We start from the raw sequence: 18535 nt of genomic DNA on the forward strand, positions 1-18535 counted from the left end.
CTTGAGAAAGCAAAGAATTCTGCCAAAAAGGGGCGCGCTATGACCATTTATTCCGATCTTTCTGCTGCGATTGGCAATACGCCCCTGATCCGTCTGAACAAAGTCAGCGATGAGACTGGGTGCGAGATTTTGGGCAAAGCAGAATTCATGAATCCCGGTCAGTCGGTTAAGGATCGCGCAGCGCTTTACATCATTCGCGATGCCATTGCGCGCGGTGATCTCAAGCCCGGCGGCACGATTGTTGAGGGCACGGCGGGAAATACGGGCATTGGTCTTGCGCTGGTTGGGGCCTCGCTTGGGTTTCGCACTGTGATCGTGATCCCCGAAACGCAAAGCCAAGAAAAGAAAGACATGCTGCGTTTGGCAGGTGCCGAATTGGTGCAAGTGCCTGCGGCACCCTATAAAAATCCGAACAATTATGTGCGATATTCAGGGCGTTTGGCGGCTGAACTTGCAAAATCCGAACCTAATGGGGCGATTTGGGCCAATCAGTTTGACAATACCGCCAATCGTCAGGCGCATATTGAGACAACGGGCCCAGAGATTTGGGAACAGACCGGGGGCAAGGTGGATGGGTTCATCTGCGCGGTTGGCTCGGGCGGCACATTGGCGGGGGTTGGTGCCGCGCTGCAACCCAAAGGCGTGCGCATCGGTTTGGCTGATCCTGAAGGGGCCGCGCTTTATAGCTTTTACACCAATGGAACCTTTGACGCGCCCGGAACCTCGATCACCGAAGGGATCGGGCAGGGGCGCATCACCGCTAATCTAGAGGGGTTTACGCCCGATTGCGCCTATCGCATCTCGGATCAAGAGGCGCTGCCAATCGTGTTTGATTTGCTCAGCACGGAGGGCTTGTGCCTTGGCGGCTCATCAGGGGTGAATATTGCAGGCGCGGTTCACATGGCGCGCGAGATGGGGCGGGGTCATACCATCGTGACCATTTTGTGCGACTATGGCACCCGCTATCAATCAAAGCTCTACAACCCTGAATTCTTGCGTGAAAAGGGCTTACCCGTGCCCGCGTGGCTTGACTGCGGTGCGGCGGATTTGCCCGTGGTATTTGAGTAATGATGAAATTCGCACGACCAAGTTTGGCCCTGACACGGCTTTTGATCGCTTTTGCGGTCTTGTGGCTTAGCCTCACAGCCGAGGTTTTGGCACAAGACCCGCCCGATTACACTGCGTGGTCACAACTGAGTGCGCGCGCGCAGGTGATGATTGACGGGGATCGCGCGTCAACCTCGATGCTTGAGGCGGTGCGCGCTGAGATCGTCACGTGGCGCACGGTGTTTTTGGACGCGCAAGATATCAATGCCAGTCGCATCGCAACTTTGCGCGAACAGATCGCGGCCCTTGGCCCTGTCCCCGCAGAGGGGGAGGTCGAGCCTGCTGCGATTGCCGCAGAACGCGCGGATTTGACCCAACGCCTGACCGATGCAGAGGCACCCGCGCGGCGCGCGGAGGCGGCCTATCGCGAGGCGCAAGGCCTCATCGGCGAAATTGATGCGCAAATCGCCGCCCGTCAGGCGGGCGCCTTGTTGCAGCTGGAACCCGCCCCGATTAACCCCGCCAATTGGCCCAGTGCGGTTGCAACACTGCTTGGCTTCGCTTTTGCTGTAGGGCAGGAGGTCGTAACCTATTCACTTGCGCCTGCGCAGTTATCCGCCCTTGGGGCGAACCTGCCGCTTGTGGCGATCTTTGTGATTGTGGGGCTTGTTCTTTTGACCCGTGGCAGGGGGTTTGTGGGGCGGTGGATGCAAGCGCATCACAGCCCAAGCCCGACCCCCACGGCGCGGCTTGCCTTGTTTGGTCTGTCTCTTTTGCATCATGCCATGCCCGTCTTTGGGGTTTGGGCCTTGGCCTATGCGGTGCAGATTTCGGGCATGGTCGGGTTTCGCGCGGCGGTGTTGGTGCAAATGGCCGCCCCGATGGCGCTCAGCTTTATGGCGGCGATATGGCTTGGGCGGCAGGTTTTTCCCTTCGATGAGGCCAACCGCCCCCTTCTGCAGCTAGACGAGGCGACACGCGCGACAGGGCGCCGCTTGGCGCGGGTTTTGGGGGCGATTGTGGGGCTGTGGCTTTTGGTGGGGCAGGTCGCACAAACCGAAAATTTCACCTCCGCTGATCGATTGGTGATCAGTTTCCCAATCGTGGTCTTGGCGGGTCTGATGATGTGGCAATTAGGTCGTCTTTTGGCCCTTCACGTCAAAAATTCAGCCCAGTTGGAGGGCGCGCGCCCCCTGATGCTGCGCATGACACGCGCGCTGTCTTTGGCGGTCATGGCGCTTGGTCTTTTGGGGCCGATTTTAGCGGGGGTTGGGTATTTCACCGCGGGATCGTCCTTCCTGTTGCCGATGTTGTTCAGCCTGTCTTTGCTTGCGGTTCTAGGTATCTTGCAGCGGGTGGTGACTGATGCCTACGGGGCCTTAACCCGCCGCAACGAGGGGTTGGACGAGGCCCTGACCCCGACCTTGATTGGATTTATCTTGGTCTTGGCGTCCTTGCCCGCCTTTGCCCTGATCTGGGGGGTGCGGCCCGCGCAATTATCTGACATTTGGGCGCAGATTGTCTCGGGGTTCACCATTGGCGGCGTAACGATTTCGCCCCGCAATTTCCTGATTTTCGCGATTGTCTTTGCGATTGGCTATACGGCAACCCGCGCGCTTCAAAGCACGCTGCGCTATAACCTTCTGCCAAAAACCCAAATCGACCAAGGCGGTCAAAGCGCGATTTTGGCGGGAACGGGCTATGTCGGCATTTTCTTGGCCGCACTTTTTGCCATCACCTCGGCAGGGATTGATCTATCCTCCCTTGCGATTGTGGCTGGTGCGCTGTCGGTCGGTATCGGTTTTGGCCTGCAAACAATCGTGTCCAATTTCGTCTCAGGGATCATTTTGTTGATCGAGCGCCCGTTCAAAGAGGGCGATTGGATCGAGGTCAATGGTCAGATGGGCTATGTGCGCGAAATCTCTGTGCGCTCCACCCGAATTGAAACCTTTGATCGTTCTGATTTGATTGTGCCGAATGCCGATTTGATTGCGGGCGTGGTCACCAATATGACCCACTCCTCCAACACAGGCCGCCTGATTTTGCCTGTTGGGGTGGCCTATGACAGCGATCCGCAGCTTGTGATGAAAATCATGGCCGAGGTGGCCGAGGCGCATCCGATGGTGATCTTGAAACCAAAACCAACCATCTTGATGGTGAATTTTGGGGCGGATGCGTTGGAATTTGAAATTCGCGCGATCCTGCGAGATGTTAATTTCCTATTGTCGGTGAAATCCGAGATGAACCTTGAACTGCTCCGCAGGTTCCGCGAGGCAGGTATCGAAATCCCATTCGCACAGCGTGATTTGTGGCTGCGCAACCCCGAGGCGCTTGCCGCCCCTAAATCTTGAGTGCTGGTATGAGTGAGCTTTTATTTCTGGAAGATGCCTATCGCAAAACTGCGCCTGCGACCGTTAAAGGGCTGACGGATGCAGGTGGGATCATCTTGGATCAAACCATCTTCTATGCCCAAGGGGGCGGACAGCCGGGCGATAGCGGGTGGTTGGATTACGAGGGCGGGCGCATCGCCATCGCCACCACGATGAAGGGCGAGGGCGGGGATGTTGTTCTCTTGCCTGCCGAACCCGTGGCCCTGCCAAAATCTGGCGCGGCGGTTGAGCAGCGTCTTGATTGGGCGCGCCGCTTTAACCATATGCGCATGCACACCGCCTTGCATCTGTTGTCTGTTGTGCTGCCCTATGGGGTGACAGGCGGGGCGATTGGCGCAGAACGTGGGCGGCTTGATTTCGACATTCCCGATAGTTTGCCCGAGCGTATGATCCTGCAAGGTCAGCTGAACGCATTGGTTGATCGCAACCTGCCCGTAACACAGCACTGGATCACCGAGGCGGAATTGGACGCAAAGCCTGAGATGGTCAAAACCCTCTCGGTCAAACCTCCGCGCGGCGCGGGCCGTATTCGTCTTGTGCAAATCGGCGAAGGGGCGGCCCAGATTGACCTGCAACCTTGCGGCGGCACCCATGTTGCGCGAACAGGCGAGATCGGCAAATTAGAGATCCTTAAAATCGAAAACAAAGGCCGCCAAAACCGCCGCGTCAGCATCGGGTTTGCCTAAACTCGTCCCTCGGTGAAATTCTCTGCGGGGGATGTCAATTCACGGGTTGCACAAGGGGGGTGATATCCTATAGGAGATCGCCCTACGGACAGGTGGCCGAGTGGTCGAAGGCGCACGCCTGGAACGCGTGTAGGCGGGAAACCGTCTCCAGGGTTCGAATCCCTGTCTGTCCGCCACCTCACCCTTTGATGAGTTGCTTACATCGGATCAAACTGATCGGCGGCAAAGACCGTGTGGATGACATGGCCGTCAAACATGTCAAAAAGCCGCTTTGACACTTCTTTGCTTTGCCATCTTGTGGGGGAATTCAGCGCCTCTTCGATGTCATCGCGGGTTTTGAATTTCATGGCCATCACAAGCGGGAAGGGGCTGTCGGGGTCATCGCTTTCCACTTCACGCATCACGCGCAACTCTTGCAGATTGGGAAAGGCCGACCAAAGCGGCAAAAGATTTTCGCGCCAATGGATGTGGAAGTCTGCCTCCATGCCATCCTTGATTTTACCCTTAAAAAAGGCGCATCTTACAAACATCTGTCCCGCTCCATTCTATGCGTTGCAGCAATAGGATTGCCGAAAGCCTGCGCACAAGCAAGGGGAATGGGATGGATCTTCGCCCCTGTGAAACGTGGGGGTCATGCAAGCGACAAACGGGGGCGGGTCATGGATTTTGGGCTAGAGGGGAAACCCTGCATCGTGACAGGCGGGGCATCGGGGATTGGCGAGGCGATTGTGCAAGATCTTGTGGCCGAAGGGGCCAAGGTCATCGTGATCGACAAAAAACCCTGCAAGGTGGCGCAGATTGCGACATCCGTCACCCTTGATTTGACCGATGATGCGGCCTGTGCGGCGGCATTGCGCGATATTCGCGCTGAATTTGGGGCGATCTACGGGCTTGTGAATAATGCAGGCCTCAATGATGGCGTGGGTCTAGAGGCGGGGCCTGACGCGTTTCGGGCCTCTCTCAATCTCAACCTCGTGCAATATTACACCTTGATGCATCACCTGCATCATGACCTGCGCGCAAGCCGTGGCGCGGTGGTCAATGTGGCCTCAAAAACCGCTGTGACAGGGCAGGGCGGCACATCGGCCTATGTGGCCGCAAAGGCGGGCGTCTTGGGTTTGACGCGTGAATGGGCGGCGGAGCTGGCCCCAGAGGGTGTCCGCGTGAATGCCGTTTTGCCCGCCGAGGTGATGACGCCCATGTATCAAAACTGGCTGTCGACCTTGCCTGATCCAGATGGGATGTGCGGCAAGATCGAGGCCGCAATTCCCTTGTCGCGCCGCATGACCGAAAGCGCGGAAATCGCGGCAATGGTGGTGTTTTTGCTTTCTGCGCGGTCGGGCCATACCACGGGGCAATGGATGTTCGTGGATGGTGGATACGTGCATCTGGATCGCAAGCTGACGCTGTGATCCAACTACATCACCGCCCCCACTTGCCACGGCACGAATTCGACCCCGCCAAAGCCCAGTTCCTCGCTTTTCGTGGTGCCGCCTGAGGCCACGCGTAGGATTTCGCGGTAAATCTCTTGCCCCTTATCGGCTAGGCTGATGCCGCCGCTGATAATGTCACCGCAATTGATATCCATATCGTTCCCCATGCGGGCGTAAAGATCATCATTGGTCGAAAGCTTGATACAAGGTGTGGGCATATAGCCCGACACAGACCCACGGCCCGTGGTGAATGTGATGATATTTGCGCCTGAGGCAATCTGCCCTGTGACCGAGCATGGATCATATCCAGGACTGTCCATATAGACAAAGCCCTGCGTGGTCAGGGTTTCTGCAAATTCGTAAACCCCCGCCAAAGGGGCTGTTCCACTTTTGGCAACCGCGCCCAAAGATTTTTCAAGAATTGTGGTCAGCCCGCCGCGTTTGTTGCCTGGGGATGGGTTATTGTCCATCTCACCGCCGTTTCGGGCGGTATAATCTTCCCACCACTGGATGCGCGAAATCAGTTTTTCACCAATTTCGGGCGATATCGCGCGGCGGGTCAAAAGATGCTCTGCCCCATAGATTTCAGGGGTTTCAGACAGGATTGTGGTGCCGCCCTGGCGCACGATTAAATCAGAGGCATACCCCATGGCAGGGTTGGCGGTGATGCCAGAATAGCCGTCCGAGCCCCCACATTGCATGCCTACCACCAATTTTGAGGCGGGCGCAGGGGCGCGTGTTGCACGATTGGCCACGGCTGCAATCTCGCGCAGCATGCTGAGACCCCGTTCAATTGTGCGCTTTGTGCCGCCTGTCTGCTGAATGGTCATATAACGGAAACTCTCGCCATCGCGCAGGCGGGCGGGGCCGATCAGGTCAGGCACCTGCATCACCTCGCAGCCAAGACCGACCAACAGGATCGCCCCGAAATTTGGATTTTTCGAATATCCCGCCAAGGTTCGGAAAAGCATCTGATACCCTTCACCCAAACCAGACATCCCGCAGCCAGAACTGTGCACAATCGGGACAATCCCATCGACATTTGGGAAATCCTCCAACAGCCCTGATTTTTCAGCAGCCTCCGCGATAAAGCGGGCCACGCTGCCCGCGCAGTTCACGGATGTCAGAATGCCAATATAGTTGCGCGTGCCGACCTGCCCATCAGGCCTATGATAGCCCATAAAGCTGTCGCTTTTTTCCGCCGCGGGCAGGGGGGTGTTCTGCGTGGCAAATTCATAGCCGCGTTTGTGATCGCCAAAAGACAGGTTGTGGCTATGCACATGTGCGCCTGCGGCAATATCTTCGGTCGCATAACCGATAATTTGACCATAGCGGATGACCGCCGCGCCCTTGGCAATAGGGCGCAATGCAAATTTATGCCCTTTTGGAATGTCGGATTGCGCAAGGGTTTCAAAAGATGATAGAGCCGCGCCTGATCGGATATCAACTAAGGCAATTCCGACCGTGTCATCTGCGTTCAGGATCAAAATATCTTGGGTCATCGCTGGCATCATTCATTCAAAGTGAGAGTTTACGATCTTGAAATTTCCACGGCAATCATACTAACATGCTAGAATTATCGAGATTGAGCGACACGATGCAAGAGAATTCACCATCAGACCCCACGCAAGGCAGCGAAGTTAGGCTGCGGTCTTTGGATTCCTATGAAGGGAATTTGGCACGGCGCACCTACGCCGCCCTGCGTGAGGCAATTTTGACCTTGCGCTACAAACCGGGCGAGGCGCTGCGCAAGCAGGATATTTGCGCAACGCTCGGCGTGTCGCGGTCCCCTGTGGCCGAGGCGATCACGCGCCTCTCTAACGAGGGTCTGGTGGATGTTGTGCCGCAATCTGGCACATTTGTCGCGCGCTTTTCGATGGAAGAAATTCGCGAAGGTGCGTTTCTGCGGGAAAGTATCGAACTGGCCTGCGCCGAGCTTTTGGCCGAGATTATCACAGACGAGCAGATCACCGAATTGCGCCGCAATTTGCGCCTGCAAAAGGTGATGGTTGAGGAGGGCGATTTTGCCGAATTTTATCGGCTAGATGGCGAAATGCACGATCTCATCATCGGCTTTACGGGGTTCAAGCAATTATCGACCATTGCCAAAACGGGGTGGGTTCATGTGGATCGCGCGCGGCAATTGATCTTGCCCATGCCAGGGCGCGTGGCCGAGACATTGCAAGAACATTGTGATCTGGTCGATGCGATTGCCGCCCGTGACCCGCAAACGGCGCGAAAAGCGATGCGCGCCCATTTGGGCCAATTGATGAAATCTTTGATTCCGCTTGAAAAGACCCATCCAGAATTGTTCGACCCCAGTTGAAAGTCAGTAAATGTCCTATCCTGCGAATAAACCCCGCTATGCCGCGCGTCTGAATGCATTCAAACCACTGGCCGAGGGGCGGGGTATCGCGGGCATGATTGCCGCCGCCGCCCGTGTTGAAGGGATGGATGCGGCGGATTTGAACTATCCTGATCACTTCGAAGGGCGTCCTGCGCGTGAGATTGGCGAAATGTTGCGCGACAATGGGTTGGGGTTAAACGGCCTTGCGATGCGCTATTACTCTGACCCTGCCTTTGCTATCGGGGCCTTTACCAACCCAGATCCCGCAACACGGCGCAAGGCGATTGATTTGACCAAGCAGGGTCTAGATGCTTTGGCGGAAATGGGTGGGGGCGTGATGACCCTTTGGATGGGGCAAGACGGGTTTGATTACGCGCTTCAGGCTGATTATGCGCGTCTTTGGGCCGATACGCTTGATGCTTTGGCTGAGGTCAGCGCCCATAACCGCGATCTGCAAATTGCTATCGAATATAAACCCAATGAGCCGCGCGCCTTTGCGCTGATGCCCGATATGGCCACAACATTATTGGCCATTCGTGATGTTGGGGCCAAAAATTTGGGCGTCACTGTGGATTTTGCCCATGTTCTCTATGCAAACGAGATGCCCGCGCATGTGGCCTATCTGGCGCAGCGCCATGCCAAGATTTTGGGGGTTCACCTGAATGATGGCTATGGCAAGCGCGATGATGGCTTGATGGCGGGCACGGTGCATCCTGTGGCGACAGTCGAGCTATTCGTGCAATTGCACCGCATGGGCTATGATGGTGTCGTTTATTTCGACACATTTCCCGACCATTCGGGCCTGAACCCGATTGAAGAGGGGCGCACAAATATCCTGCTCATCGAGCGGTTGCGCACCATTGCCGCAGAACTCGCCGAAAGTTCAGAGCTGTCGGATCTGTTGCAAAAGCAAAACGCGGCACTCACCCAGCGACTGATTGCCGAGCGGCTTTATGGCGGGGTGATCCCTGATGGGCGCTGATATCCTTGTGATGGGGGCGCTGCATCTTGATGTAATTGTCAACGCCCCCGCTTTGCCCGCCCCAGACGAGACGATGATGGGCAAAGATGTGGCTTATCGTTTTGGCGGCAAAGGCGGCAATCAGGCGGTTTCTGCCGCCCGCATGGGGGGCAAGGTTGCCATGATTGGCGTGGTTGGCACGGATGATTTTGCGCAGCCTTTGCGCGCTGAACTTGCGCGCGCAGATGTCGATATGTCTATGCTTGCCACCTGTGATGGGGCCTCAGGCATGAGCGTGGCCATTGTGCAAAATGATGGCAGCTATGGCGCGGTAGTCGTTTCGGGCGTGAACCGCCAAATTAATGCGCAGCAGGCAAAACTTGACCCGCCCCCCAAAGTGGTCGTGCTGCAAAACGAAATCCCTGTTGCAGAAAATCACGCGCTCTTGGCGCGTTTGCCGCAGGATGTCACCGTCATTTGGAATGCGGCCCCCGCCTTGACGCGCGATGCGGTGATGGTGGGGCGAGCGGATATTTTGGTGGTTAATCGCCTAGAGGCCGCAATGCAGGCGGGGCTGCCGCATGATCTGCCCGATCCTGAAGCGGCCTTAACGCAGCTTGCACGCGAAGGGCGCGCGGTGATCATTACACTGGGCGCGGATGGCTATATCGCGCAAGCGCGGGACGGCACCCGCTTTGGGGCCAAGGCGCATCGCGTGCCCGTCATCTCCACCCATGGGGCAGGGGATGCTTTCGTGGGGGCGCTAGCCGCTGAGATTGCGCGCGGTGCCGATTTAGCGGCGGCGGCGGCCTTTGCCCAAGGGGCGGCGGCCCTTCATGTCTCAACCCCGCTTGAGGGGCGCGCCGATATTACCCCTGCGCAACTGCGCCACGCCTTTGGCCTATAGTGCCAAGCGATAGGCCTCGGCCGCCGTGCCGCCAAAGACCCGCGCCCGTTCTTCGGCGGTTAGGGTTTTGGTCAGCTCCTCCGCCGCATGGCGCCACGCGTCATATTCCGCCCGCAGGCGGCAGACGGGCCAATCTGACCCCCACATGATGCGCTCTGCGCCGAAACAGCCAAAGACATGATCCGCATAGGGACGCAGGTCTTCGATTGTCCAACCTTCATTTGCCTCGGTCACAAGGGCCGAAAATTTCAAATAGGCCTTGGTGTCACGCGCCAAAGCCGCCATGCCATCGGCCCAAACCTGAAACGTCTCGGCGCTATGTGCGTGGATTTGCGGCTTCATGCAGTGATCAATCACGCAGCGCATCTCGCTGTGGCGGGTCAAGATGGTGTGGAAATTTTCCAAATGTCGCGGAAATCCAAGCGCGTCAAAGCACAGATCATGCTTGGCGATGGCCGTATAGGCCCATGCGATATCTGTGCGCAGCATCCAGTTATCATCTTCAATATCTTGGATCATGGGGCGCACGCCCACGAATTTAGGATGCTGTGCAAATCGCGCTAAGACTGCCTCATCGTCTGGGTTTTCAAAATCAATCCACCCCACTACGCCCGCAACAAAGGGCGTGGCATCGGCAAGGCCCAACATATAGGCGCTTTCCTCCACCGTTGGGGCGGCCTGCACCAAAACGGTTTTATCAATACCATGACGCGCCAAATGCGGGCGTAAATCATCCGGGCCATAGGGGCGATAGAGCGTGGCGTTTGAGGGATCCATCCATCCATAATCGCCACGGGCAGGGTTCCAGAAATGTTGGTGGGCATCAATTTGCATCGTTTATATCCCCGTTGCGATGTTAGACGATTGGCGCGTCTTGGCGCATCAATCCTGCGGATTTGAGATCAGACCAAAGGGCGGGCGGGATTTGCGCCTGTGCCGCGCGCAGATTGCTGGCCATTTCTGCAGGGCTTTGCCCACCGGGGATCACCGAGATCACCGATGGATGCATCAGCGGAAACCGAAAGGCGGCATCGACAAGGCGCACATCATGCGCGGCACAAACCGCGTCAATGGCCGCGACCTTGTCCAAGATGTGTCGCGGGGCAGGGTCATAGTTGAAATACGCACCCTCGCGCGCACCTGTCGCCAAAATGCCCGAATTATAGGGGCCGCCAATGACAATCCCAATTCCACGCGCGGCGCAGAGGGGGAGAAAGGTTTCAAGCGCCTCTTGCTCAAGCAGCGTGTAGCGGCCCGCAAGAAGGAAGATGTCGAAATCGCCACGCTCGGCCAGCCATTGTGACGCTTGCCATTCATTCAGGCCCGCACCAAATGCCGTGATCACCCCTTGATCACGCAAGGCGGTCAGCGCGGCTAAGCCACCCTCCATGAATGCGGCGCGCTTTTCCTCTAGAACGGTATCGGTCTTGTGGGTGAAGAGGTCAAGATCATGCACATAAAGCACATCAATGCGGTCTATTCCCAACCGCTCAAGCGAGGCCTCAAAAGAGCGCATCACACCATCATAGCTGTAATCGAACACCTCGCGCCGCGCGGGCACATCAAACCATTTCCCAAACCCATCCCGCGCCTCTGGGGCTGTGACCTGCATCAGCCGCCCAACCTTAGTCGAGATCACATAGTCTTCGCGCGGCTTGCCCCGCAAAAAATGGTTGATCCGCGTCTCAGAGAGGCCAAGCCCATAAAGCGGCGCAGTATCGAAATACCGCACCCCTGCATCCCATGCATCTTGCAGGGTGTTTTGCGCATCCTCCTCAGAGATCGCGCGATAGAGATTGCCCAAAGGGGCCGCACCAAACCCAAGCTCGCTCAGCCTCAGCCCGCCATTTCCATGGCGATCCCAATTGCGAAATTTGATCATCATGCGCCCTCCAAGGTTTAACTGACATGCTAGTATGTTTTGCCTTGGATGCAAGATAGTTTCACGTTAGGCTATGTCTCGCGCAGGTCGCGCATAGGAGAGTATCGTGCAGAAATTCAAAGCTATTTTTGGGGATAAGAAACCTGTCATCGCCATGGTTCATTTCGGCGCCCTGCCAGGTGCGCCGCTCTATGATGCAGAGGCAGGTATTGAGGGGTTGATTGCAGGCTGCAGGAACGATTTGCACGCCTTGCAGGCCGCAGGCGTTGATGCGGTGATGTTTGGAAATGAGAATGATCGCCCCTATGAATTGAATGTAGATACTGCCTCGACCGCGACCATGGCCTATGTCATCGGTCGGCTGCGCGACGAGATCACTGTGCCTTTTGGCGTGAATGTTTTGTGGGATCCAAAAGCAAGCCTTGCTTTGGCGGCGGCAACGGGCGCGCGTTTTGTGCGTGAGATTTTCACAGGCACCTATGCCTCGGATATGGGAGTTTGGGCGCCTGATGCGGGGGCGGCCTATCGCTACGGCGCGCGTGTCGGCGCGGGCGATGTTGCAAAGTTTTTCAATATCAGCGCCGAATTTGCCTATAGCCTTGATCAGCGTTCGGTCGCGGATCGTGCGCGCAGCGCCGTGTTCTCGTCCATCCCTGATGCGGTTCTCGTCTCTGGCACCATCACGGGCGAGGCCGCAAAAATGGAGGATCTCGAAAGCGTCAAGGCGGCTTTGCCCGATGCGCCCGTTTTGGCCAATACAGGCGTTAAGCATGAAACTGTGGCCGATGTTATGCGGGTCGCGGATGGCTGTATCATCGGATCGGCGCTCAAGTTCGATGGGCATACATGGAACGCGGTTGATCCTGATCGGGCCAAGGATTTCATGGATCGGGTGCGAGCAATCAGATGAGCGAGCAATTAAAAAAAGATCTTATTGATCTGATGCAGATCGTGGGCCTCTCTGGCCACGAGGATCGGGTGCGCCGCGCCATCGCAGTGCGTCTGTCGCAAATGGGTATTGCGCATGAAACCGACAGGCTCGGCAATCTTATTGCGCGGTTTTCAGGTGATCTTGATGCGCCGTCCGTGATGGTTTTTGCGCATATGGATCAGCTTGGGTTCTTTGTGCGTAAAATCGAACAAGATGGCAGCATCAGGGTTGAACGCATGGGCGGCGTTCCCGAGCGTGCGCAAGCCTCGCAGGCGGTGCGTCTCTGTATCGGGGAGGGGCGTGATATTGACGGTGTGATTGCCAATAAATCGCATCACGCAACCACCCCTGACGAGAAATATCAGGTTTTGACCACGCTGCAGATCCGCATTGATGCAGGCTTTACAGGCAAGGCTGAGGCAGAGGCCGCAGGGGTGCAAATCGGCACGCCCGTGGTCTATCGGCCCAATGTGATTGAATTGGCGAATGGCCGCATTGCGGGCACAGCCGTTGATGATCGCGCGGGCTGTGCCGTTCTTTTGGATTTGGCTGCGCGCCTTAAAGCGCGTAAATCAGGGCCGCCTGTTGCCATCGTCTTTTCGGTTCAAGAAGAATTCAATTTGCGGGGTGCAATGTCTGCTGCACAAATTTTGCAGCCCGATATTGCCATACAATTGGATCTGATGCTGGCCTGTGACACGCCTGAATTGGCGGATCGGGGCGAGATGGTTTTGGGCGGTGGCCCGGGAATGTCGCTCTATTCCTTTCATGGTCGGGGCACCCTCAATGGTGTGATCCCGCACCCTAAGATGGTTGCCCTATTTGAAGGCGCTGCCAAAACCGCCAATCTGCCCTTGCAGCGCAGCGCGCAGGTCGGGGTTTTGACCGACCTATCCTATATTCAGCAGATGGGGCAGGGTGTTGCCGCAATCGATTTGGGCTTTCCATGCCGTTACACTCATTCCAGTCTCGAGGTTTGCGCGCTCAGTGATTTGACTGATCTTGCGCAGCTTCTTGAAACAGGGCTTGCGCAAATTGGCCCAGATTTCAATCTCAACCGCGATTAACGGGGGGCTTGGGCGATGGCCGTGTTTCTTGGCGTAGACATTGGCACCTATGAGACAAAAGGTGTTTTGACCAATGAGGTCGGCCAGATTTTGGCGCAGGCCGCTGTCAGACATGAGATGATCGTGCCACGCGCGGGTTGGGCCGAGCATCGCGCAGAAGAAGATTGGTGGGGTGATTTCGTTGCAGTCACCAAGGCGCTGCTTGCCCAGTCTGGGGTTGATCCGCATGAGATTGCCAGCATCGCCACCTCAGCCATCGGCCCCTGTATGCTGCCCGTGGATGCCGCAGGCACGCCCTTAATGAATGGCGTGCTTTATGGGGTGGATACCCGCGCCACCGCGCAAATTGACCGCCTTAATGCTGAGATCGGCGAAGATCAGATCTTGGCACGCTGCGGCAACGCGCTGACCTCGCAATCTGTGGGGCCAAAAATCTTATGGCTCAAAGAGACGCAGCCCGATCTTTACGCGGCCACAGCGAAAATCCTGACCTCGACCTCGTTTCTCGTGCATCGCCTGACGGGGGAATATGTCATTGACCATTACACGGCCGCAAATTTCAGCCCGCTTTACGATGTAACCATGCAGGACTGGACGCAATCCTTAAGCGATCAGATCATCGAAACAGGGCGTTTGCCGCGCCTTTTATGGTCAAGCGAGATTGCAGGGCGGGTGACCGAACAGGCCGCTGCGCAGACGGGATTGGCCGTTGGCACCCCCGTCACGGCAGGCACAATTGATGCCGCCGCCGAAGCGCTGAGTGTCGGGGTGCAAGAGGCGGGTGATATGATGATGATGTATGGCTCGACCATCTTTATCATACAGCGCACCGCAGAACGGGTGAGTGACGCACGACTGTGGTATGCCCCATGGCTTTGGCCCGACAGCCACGCCTCAATGGCGGGTCTTGCGACATCGGGCACGCTGACCCATTGGTTTCGCGACAGGTTCGCCCCAGACCTGCCAAAGGACACGGCCTTTGGCACATTGGCACTGGAGGCGGCAGCCTCCCCCGTGGGGGCCAATGGCGTTTTGGTCTTGCCCTATTTTTCGGGCGAAAGGACGCCGATCCATGACCCGCTGGCCAAAGGGGCGATTTTTGGCCTGAACCTAACCCATAGCCGTGGCGACATCTATCGCGCCTTCATTGAGGGTATCGCGATGGGAACCGCCCATGTTATCGAAACCTATCGCGAGATAGGCCATGCACCCGAACGCTGTTTGGCGGTTGGGGGCGGCACGAAAAACCCGCTGTGGTTACAGGCAACCTCAGATTTTGGGAATATCCCGCAGATCGTCTGTGAAAAGACCATCGGCGCGTCATTTGGGGACGCATTCCTTGCCGCCTGCGCCATTGGGGCTGCGCGGCCTGAGGATATCAGCAAATGGAACCCTGCCACCCACGAAGTGGCGCCCAACCATAGTGCGGCGCATGCCAGTCACTATAAGCTGTTTCGCCAATTATACGAGGACAGCCGTGGCGTGGCGCATAGCCTCGCTGGGGGGCAGTAATGCGGTTCGAGCGGATGTTGCCCCATCAAATGCGGCATGCGATTGCCGATAACACGCCTGTCGCCTTGGCGCTTGGGGTTATGGAATATCACGGCGAACATATGGCCGTTGGGATGGATCTCTTGGCGGTCACAGAGATCCTCACGCGTCTTGAGGCGGAGATGGATTTGGTGATCCTACCTCCCTTTGCCTATGGCGCGGCCAGTTATGCGGTTGCGGGGCCAGAGGGCACGGGCAGCATGGATATTGATGCATCCAAAATTTCGGCACTGGCCGAGGATATGTTTTTTGCGCTTTTGCGCATCGGGTTTCGCAATATTCACGGCATTATCCATCACCAATCGGAAAACTTCGCCGCAGGTATGCCAACAGATCTGGCGTTCAAATTCGCGGCGCGGCGCGCCTTGTTTCGGTATCTGCAAGAGACGCGCGGCGAAGGGTGGTGGGGCGATAACGCCATGGCCGATTACTATGCCGAGCATGCCACGGGCAGTGATCCTTTCAACTGGATCAAAATTCATCCGCTTATGGGGCCTGAGGTGACGGCGCATTATCCCTTTGATCATGCAGGGGCAGGGGAAACTGCCCTGATGATGGCGCTTGCCCCCGATGTGGTCGAGGCTGCGCGCATGGCGCAGAACACAGCATGGTATACGTCCAGTGCGAGTGAGGCGACACCAGAGCTTGGCGCGAAAGGGGTATCCTTGATCATGGCTGAGATGCGCAAGCGCCTGAGCTAATACCCCGCGCGCGCTAAAGCGGCGCTAAATCCACCACACCTTTTTTCAGGATAAAGCAGCCGTAAGGCCCGCTATCGGCGGTGCGAATGATACAAAAGGCCCGCTTTGCAGCCTCGTAGAAGGCAAACCGTTCCAAGGCCTCGATCAAGACAGGTGCGCCGTTTGAGGCATCCAAAACCTTCTGCATCTTGCCGAAGATAGGCACTACCCCTTCGGGGTCACCCACAACTTGCATCCGCTTAACGGGGGCAGGGACAAAGCTATCGAGCGGCATGAGGGACAGAATGGCGCGCGTTGCGGTCGGAATATCGCACCCCGCCATATCCAAAAGCCTGCCATAGGTTGTCTCTTTTGCGATGGTCACGGCGGGGTGATTGATGTCACAGATCACCAGATCATCCCCATGCCCCATTTGCATCAGCGCATAGACGATTTCAGCGGAAAGGCGCTGATCAATGCCCTTCAGCATTATTTCACCGCCCCAGCTGCCATGCCTTTGATGATGTATCGCTCAAGGATGATGCCGATAATGATCAAGGGCACAATCGCCGCAAAGGACAGCGCCGCCATAGACCACCATGAAATGCCCTGTGAGCCCGTTTGTGAGGCCACCATCACAGGCAAGGTCTTTGCCGCAGATGAGGTCAGAAGTGCTGCAAAGAAATACTCGTTCCATGTCAGCACAAGCGACAAGATGAACGCGGCCACCATACCAGGCAGGGCGATTGGCATCACAATGGTGCTAAAGGCCCCCCAGATCGACAAACCATCCACCAAAGCTGCTTCTTCCAACTCGGTCGGGATTGAGCTGAACTGATCCCGCATGATCCAAATAACAATGGGCAGAACCGTCAGCGTATATAGCAAGATCAACCCGATCCGCGTGTCGAGAAGATCAAGCGATTTATATAAAACCAAAAAGGGCAGGGCCAAAACCACAGGTGGCAGGATCAACTGGCTAAGGAAAAAGAATGAGATGTCCGAATTGCGCATGAAGCCGAATTTATAGCTAAACCGCGACAGTCCATAGGCGGCGCAACTGCCCAAAACCACCGCAAAAAACGAAGCGGTGACAGAGACAACAGTCGAATTCCAAAATCGCTTGAGAAATTCTTCGCGCACAGTGGATTCATTTCCAATCGTATCAGGTGATAGGCCAAGCGACCGCCACCCTAACCAATTGGGCGTGAAATCTGCCCAAGGGATGATATTGCCCTGCATCACATCAGGCGCGGTCTTAAAGGCTGTTGTGGCTGTCCAAAAAATTGGAAACAGGCACACAACGGCCCAAAGGATCAACACGCCATAGATCAGACCGCGAGAGAGATACCAAACGGGGCGAAATTTGCGGTCAGTGTCACTGTCTTTGAAAATCTGCGCCGACATTTTAATACCTCGGTTTCATCCAGCGATCTGCTAGTTTCATCAGGATTGTCATCGCAATTACGATCACAACCAAATAAACAATCGCCAAAAGCGTGCCATATCCCACATTGGATCGGTCACGATATTCTCGGAAAATAAAGCTGGTTACACTATCGGTCGCGCCGCCTGGCCCGCCCGAGGTGATGTTGATGATGATATCCGCCAATTTGAGCTTAAAGATAATGCGGATCAAAATCGCAGTGATGGAAACGGGCAACATTAAGGGGAAGGTCACCTCCCAAAATTGCCGCCATTTCGAGGCGCCATCGACCTCTGCCGCTTCGAACAATTCGCGCGGGATTGCCTGAAGCCCTGCAAGGATCATGATCATCATGAACGGGATGAACGTCCACGCGTCCATCATCATGATCATCGCACGCGCAACCCCCGCAGAGCCGAAGAAGGACGGGCTTGCCCATCCCAACCATTGACCAAAATCGCTGATATGGGAGCCAATCCAAAACAGCGGGGCAGGCAGGTCGGCTGAAGGCTCGGAGGCGATATAGCGCATAAAGCGCGAAATCGGGCCAAAGCGGATTTCCAACATGGATTTGCCAATCATCCAGCTGACCGCAACGGGGGACAGCATCAATGGCAGAAGGAAGGCCACCCGAAAGAATTTGCGCGCCCGAATTTGCCCGTTCAGCAACAGCGCAAGGCCAAAGGCAATCGCATATTCCACAACAATAGCGGCCGTATACCAAACCATGTTGCGCATCGCGTTCCAGTAAAACGGGTCGCCCGCCATCTGCCGCAGGTTGTCGATGCCGTTAAATTGCCGCCCATCGGGCGAGGAGAGGTTCCAATCTGAAAAGGCAATGATCAATCCAAAGAGCAGCGGGAACACCACCATAGAGATCACGAATAATGCGGCGGGCAGAACAAATAATGTGCGCTTTCCATGTTCGCCGCGGATCAAAACTTGCGACACGCAAAGGCAGGTTGACCAAAAGAGATACGCATAAAGAGAGGGCCGCCAATTTTCAAACCCGATGGACAGCGTGCCAATCCCATCAAGGGTCTGTAAGGCCATGATCAAGGCCATCAGCGCGGCTGATCCCCAGACAAGGGTTTTTCCCAAACGGCGGCGTTGATCCGAAATATGATCCGCCGTCACCACGTGAAGCCTGTCGCCGTCTTCCATGCCTATCGCCCGATTTATTGTGTAAATGGATTAACAAATCTGTGGCCGACCCTGAAAGATCGG

18 protein-coding genes and 1 tRNA gene are annotated in these 18535 nt (G+C 56.3%); 12 read left to right on the top strand and 7 right to left on the bottom strand.

Features of this window, described 5'->3' with window-relative positions; all coding sequences use genetic code 11:
• The first annotated feature begins 39 nt into the window (after window positions 1-39).
• The 4 genes from I3V23_01990 (at window position 40) to I3V23_02005 (ending at window position 4299) form a co-directional block, all read left to right on the top strand.
• The gene (locus I3V23_01990; protein QPI85793.1) at window positions 40-1068 is read left to right on the top strand and encodes a cysteine synthase A; all 1029 of its coding nucleotides are present in this window, start codon (window positions 40-42) and stop codon (window positions 1066-1068) included.
• Window positions 1068-3398, top strand: a complete 2331-nt coding sequence (locus I3V23_01995; GenBank protein ID QPI85794.1) for a mechanosensitive ion channel family protein — start codon at window positions 1068-1070, stop codon at window positions 3396-3398. Before I3V23_01990 ends, I3V23_01995 begins: the two co-directional genes overlap by 1 nt.
• An 8-nt stretch (window positions 3399-3406) precedes the next feature.
• On the top strand, window positions 3407-4123 hold the full coding sequence (locus tag I3V23_02000; protein ID QPI85795.1) for an alanyl-tRNA editing protein: 717 nt from the start codon (window positions 3407-3409) through the stop codon (window positions 4121-4123).
• Between the two features lie 86 nt (window positions 4124-4209).
• Window positions 4210-4299: transfer RNA gene (locus tag I3V23_02005), tRNA-Ser, on the top strand.
• Window positions 4300-4320: 21 nt separating this feature from the next.
• Here the strand turns inward: I3V23_02005 and I3V23_02010 are convergent.
• Window positions 4321-4653, bottom strand: a complete 333-nt coding sequence (locus tag I3V23_02010) for a hypothetical protein (GenBank protein ID QPI85796.1) — start codon at window positions 4651-4653, stop codon at window positions 4321-4323.
• A 129-nt stretch (window positions 4654-4782) separates the two neighbouring features.
• Between I3V23_02010 and I3V23_02015 the strand changes: the two genes are divergently transcribed.
• Complete coding sequence (locus I3V23_02015) at window positions 4783-5535, top strand: SDR family oxidoreductase (protein ID QPI86640.1); 753 nt, start codon at window positions 4783-4785, stop codon at window positions 5533-5535.
• A gap of 5 nt (window positions 5536-5540) precedes the next feature.
• Here the strand turns inward: I3V23_02015 and I3V23_02020 are convergent, their stop codons facing one another.
• Window positions 5541-7067, bottom strand: coding sequence for an altronate dehydratase (locus I3V23_02020; protein QPI85797.1), 1527 nt, complete (start codon window positions 7065-7067; stop codon window positions 5541-5543).
• A gap of 86 nt (window positions 7068-7153) precedes the next feature.
• On the opposite strand from I3V23_02020, the gene I3V23_02025 reads away from it, so the two are divergent.
• The 3 genes from I3V23_02025 to I3V23_02035 are packed head-to-tail and all read left to right on the top strand — an operon-like array spanning window position 7154 to window position 9771.
• The gene (locus I3V23_02025; GenBank protein QPI85798.1) at window positions 7154-7882 is read left to right on the top strand and encodes a GntR family transcriptional regulator; all 729 of its coding nucleotides are present in this window, start codon (window positions 7154-7156) and stop codon (window positions 7880-7882) included.
• Window positions 7883-7892: 10 nt separating this feature from the next.
• Window positions 7893-8885: a TIM barrel protein gene (locus I3V23_02030; GenBank protein ID QPI85799.1), complete on the top strand. Its 993-nt coding sequence runs from the start codon at window positions 7893-7895 to the stop codon at window positions 8883-8885.
• The gene (locus tag I3V23_02035) at window positions 8875-9771 is read left to right on the top strand and encodes a bifunctional hydroxymethylpyrimidine kinase/phosphomethylpyrimidine kinase (GenBank protein ID QPI85800.1); all 897 of its coding nucleotides are present in this window, start codon (window positions 8875-8877) and stop codon (window positions 9769-9771) included. The genes I3V23_02030 and I3V23_02035 overlap by 11 nt, the downstream gene beginning before the upstream one ends.
• Here the strand turns inward: I3V23_02035 and I3V23_02040 are convergent.
• Window positions 9766-10605, bottom strand: coding sequence for an amidohydrolase family protein (locus tag I3V23_02040; protein ID QPI85801.1), 840 nt, complete (start codon window positions 10603-10605; stop codon window positions 9766-9768). The genes I3V23_02035 and I3V23_02040 overlap by 6 nt on opposite strands.
• A gap of 22 nt (window positions 10606-10627) precedes the next feature.
• Window positions 10628-11650 (bottom strand): aldo/keto reductase, encoded by a 1023-nt coding sequence (locus I3V23_02045; protein QPI86641.1) that lies wholly within the window; start codon window positions 11648-11650, stop codon window positions 10628-10630.
• Between the two features lie 109 nt (window positions 11651-11759).
• Between I3V23_02045 and I3V23_02050 the strand changes: the two genes are divergently transcribed.
• Genes I3V23_02050 through I3V23_02065 form a run of 4 tightly spaced genes read left to right on the top strand, consistent with a single transcriptional unit; the run spans window position 11760 to window position 15903 of the window.
• Window positions 11760-12563 (top strand): BtpA/SgcQ family protein, encoded by an 804-nt coding sequence (locus tag I3V23_02050; GenBank protein ID QPI85802.1) that lies wholly within the window; start codon window positions 11760-11762, stop codon window positions 12561-12563.
• A complete protein-coding gene (locus I3V23_02055) occupies window positions 12560-13651 on the top strand; it encodes a M20/M25/M40 family metallo-hydrolase (GenBank protein QPI85803.1) in 1092 nt (363 codons plus the stop codon). Before I3V23_02050 ends, I3V23_02055 begins: the two co-directional genes overlap by 4 nt.
• A 15-nt stretch (window positions 13652-13666) precedes the next feature.
• A complete protein-coding gene (locus I3V23_02060; protein ID QPI85804.1) occupies window positions 13667-15163 on the top strand; it encodes an FGGY-family carbohydrate kinase in 1497 nt (498 codons plus the stop codon).
• Window positions 15163-15903 (top strand): creatininase family protein, encoded by a 741-nt coding sequence (locus tag I3V23_02065; GenBank protein ID QPI85805.1) that lies wholly within the window; start codon window positions 15163-15165, stop codon window positions 15901-15903. The genes I3V23_02060 and I3V23_02065 overlap by 1 nt, the downstream gene beginning before the upstream one ends.
• 13 nt (window positions 15904-15916) lie before the next feature.
• On the opposite strand, the gene I3V23_02070 is transcribed toward I3V23_02065, so the two are convergent.
• From I3V23_02070 to I3V23_02080, 3 genes are read right to left on the bottom strand one after another with little or no spacing between them, the layout of a single operon-like run.
• On the bottom strand, window positions 15917-16372 hold the full coding sequence (locus I3V23_02070) for a fucose-binding protein (protein QPI85806.1): 456 nt from the start codon (window positions 16370-16372) through the stop codon (window positions 15917-15919).
• Window positions 16372-17289 carry a carbohydrate ABC transporter permease gene (locus I3V23_02075; protein QPI85807.1) on the bottom strand — a complete coding sequence of 306 codons (918 nt, stop codon included), beginning with the start codon at window positions 17287-17289 and terminating at the stop codon, window positions 16372-16374. The genes I3V23_02070 and I3V23_02075 overlap by 1 nt, the downstream gene beginning before the upstream one ends.
• A gap of 1 nt (window position 17290) precedes the next feature.
• Window positions 17291-18478, bottom strand: a complete 1188-nt coding sequence (locus I3V23_02080) for a sugar ABC transporter permease (protein QPI86642.1) — start codon at window positions 18476-18478, stop codon at window positions 17291-17293.
• Window positions 18479-18535 lie beyond the last annotated feature (57 nt).

The sequence above is a fragment of the Rhodobacterales bacterium HKCCA1288 genome (assembly GCA_015693905.1).
In the GTDB taxonomy this organism is placed as follows: domain Bacteria; phylum Pseudomonadota; class Alphaproteobacteria; order Rhodobacterales; family Rhodobacteraceae; genus M30B80.

What these genes read in the sequence shown, in the direction of transcription:
- I3V23_02030 (QPI85799.1), top strand. Translation starts at nt 7,893, where the DNA reads ATGTCCTATCCTGCGAATAAACCCCGCTATGCCGCGCGTCTGAATGCA.
- I3V23_02055 (QPI85803.1), top strand. Translation starts at nt 12,560, where the DNA reads ATGAGCGAGCAATTAAAAAAAGATCTTATTGATCTGATGCAGATCGTG.
- I3V23_02015 (QPI86640.1), top strand. Translation starts at nt 4,783, where the DNA reads ATGGATTTTGGGCTAGAGGGGAAACCCTGCATCGTGACAGGCGGGGCA.
- I3V23_02020 (QPI85797.1), bottom strand. Translation starts at nt 7,067, where the DNA reads ATGCCAGCGATGACCCAAGATATTTTGATCCTGAACGCAGATGACACG.
- I3V23_02060 (QPI85804.1), top strand. Translation starts at nt 13,667, where the DNA reads ATGGCCGTGTTTCTTGGCGTAGACATTGGCACCTATGAGACAAAAGGT.
- I3V23_01995 (QPI85794.1), top strand. Translation starts at nt 1,068, where the DNA reads ATGATGAAATTCGCACGACCAAGTTTGGCCCTGACACGGCTTTTGATC.
- I3V23_02065 (QPI85805.1), top strand. Translation starts at nt 15,163, where the DNA reads ATGCGGTTCGAGCGGATGTTGCCCCATCAAATGCGGCATGCGATTGCC.
- I3V23_02075 (QPI85807.1), bottom strand. Translation starts at nt 17,289, where the DNA reads ATGTCGGCGCAGATTTTCAAAGACAGTGACACTGACCGCAAATTTCGC.
- I3V23_02040 (QPI85801.1), bottom strand. Translation starts at nt 10,605, where the DNA reads ATGCAAATTGATGCCCACCAACATTTCTGGAACCCTGCCCGTGGCGAT.
- I3V23_02035 (QPI85800.1), top strand. Translation starts at nt 8,875, where the DNA reads ATGGGCGCTGATATCCTTGTGATGGGGGCGCTGCATCTTGATGTAATT.
- I3V23_01990 (QPI85793.1), top strand. Translation starts at nt 40, where the DNA reads ATGACCATTTATTCCGATCTTTCTGCTGCGATTGGCAATACGCCCCTG.
- I3V23_02025 (QPI85798.1), top strand. Translation starts at nt 7,154, where the DNA reads ATGCAAGAGAATTCACCATCAGACCCCACGCAAGGCAGCGAAGTTAGG.
- I3V23_02010 (QPI85796.1), bottom strand. Translation starts at nt 4,653, where the DNA reads ATGTTTGTAAGATGCGCCTTTTTTAAGGGTAAAATCAAGGATGGCATG.
- I3V23_02070 (QPI85806.1), bottom strand. Translation starts at nt 16,372, where the DNA reads ATGCTGAAGGGCATTGATCAGCGCCTTTCCGCTGAAATCGTCTATGCG.
- I3V23_02000 (QPI85795.1), top strand. Translation starts at nt 3,407, where the DNA reads ATGAGTGAGCTTTTATTTCTGGAAGATGCCTATCGCAAAACTGCGCCT.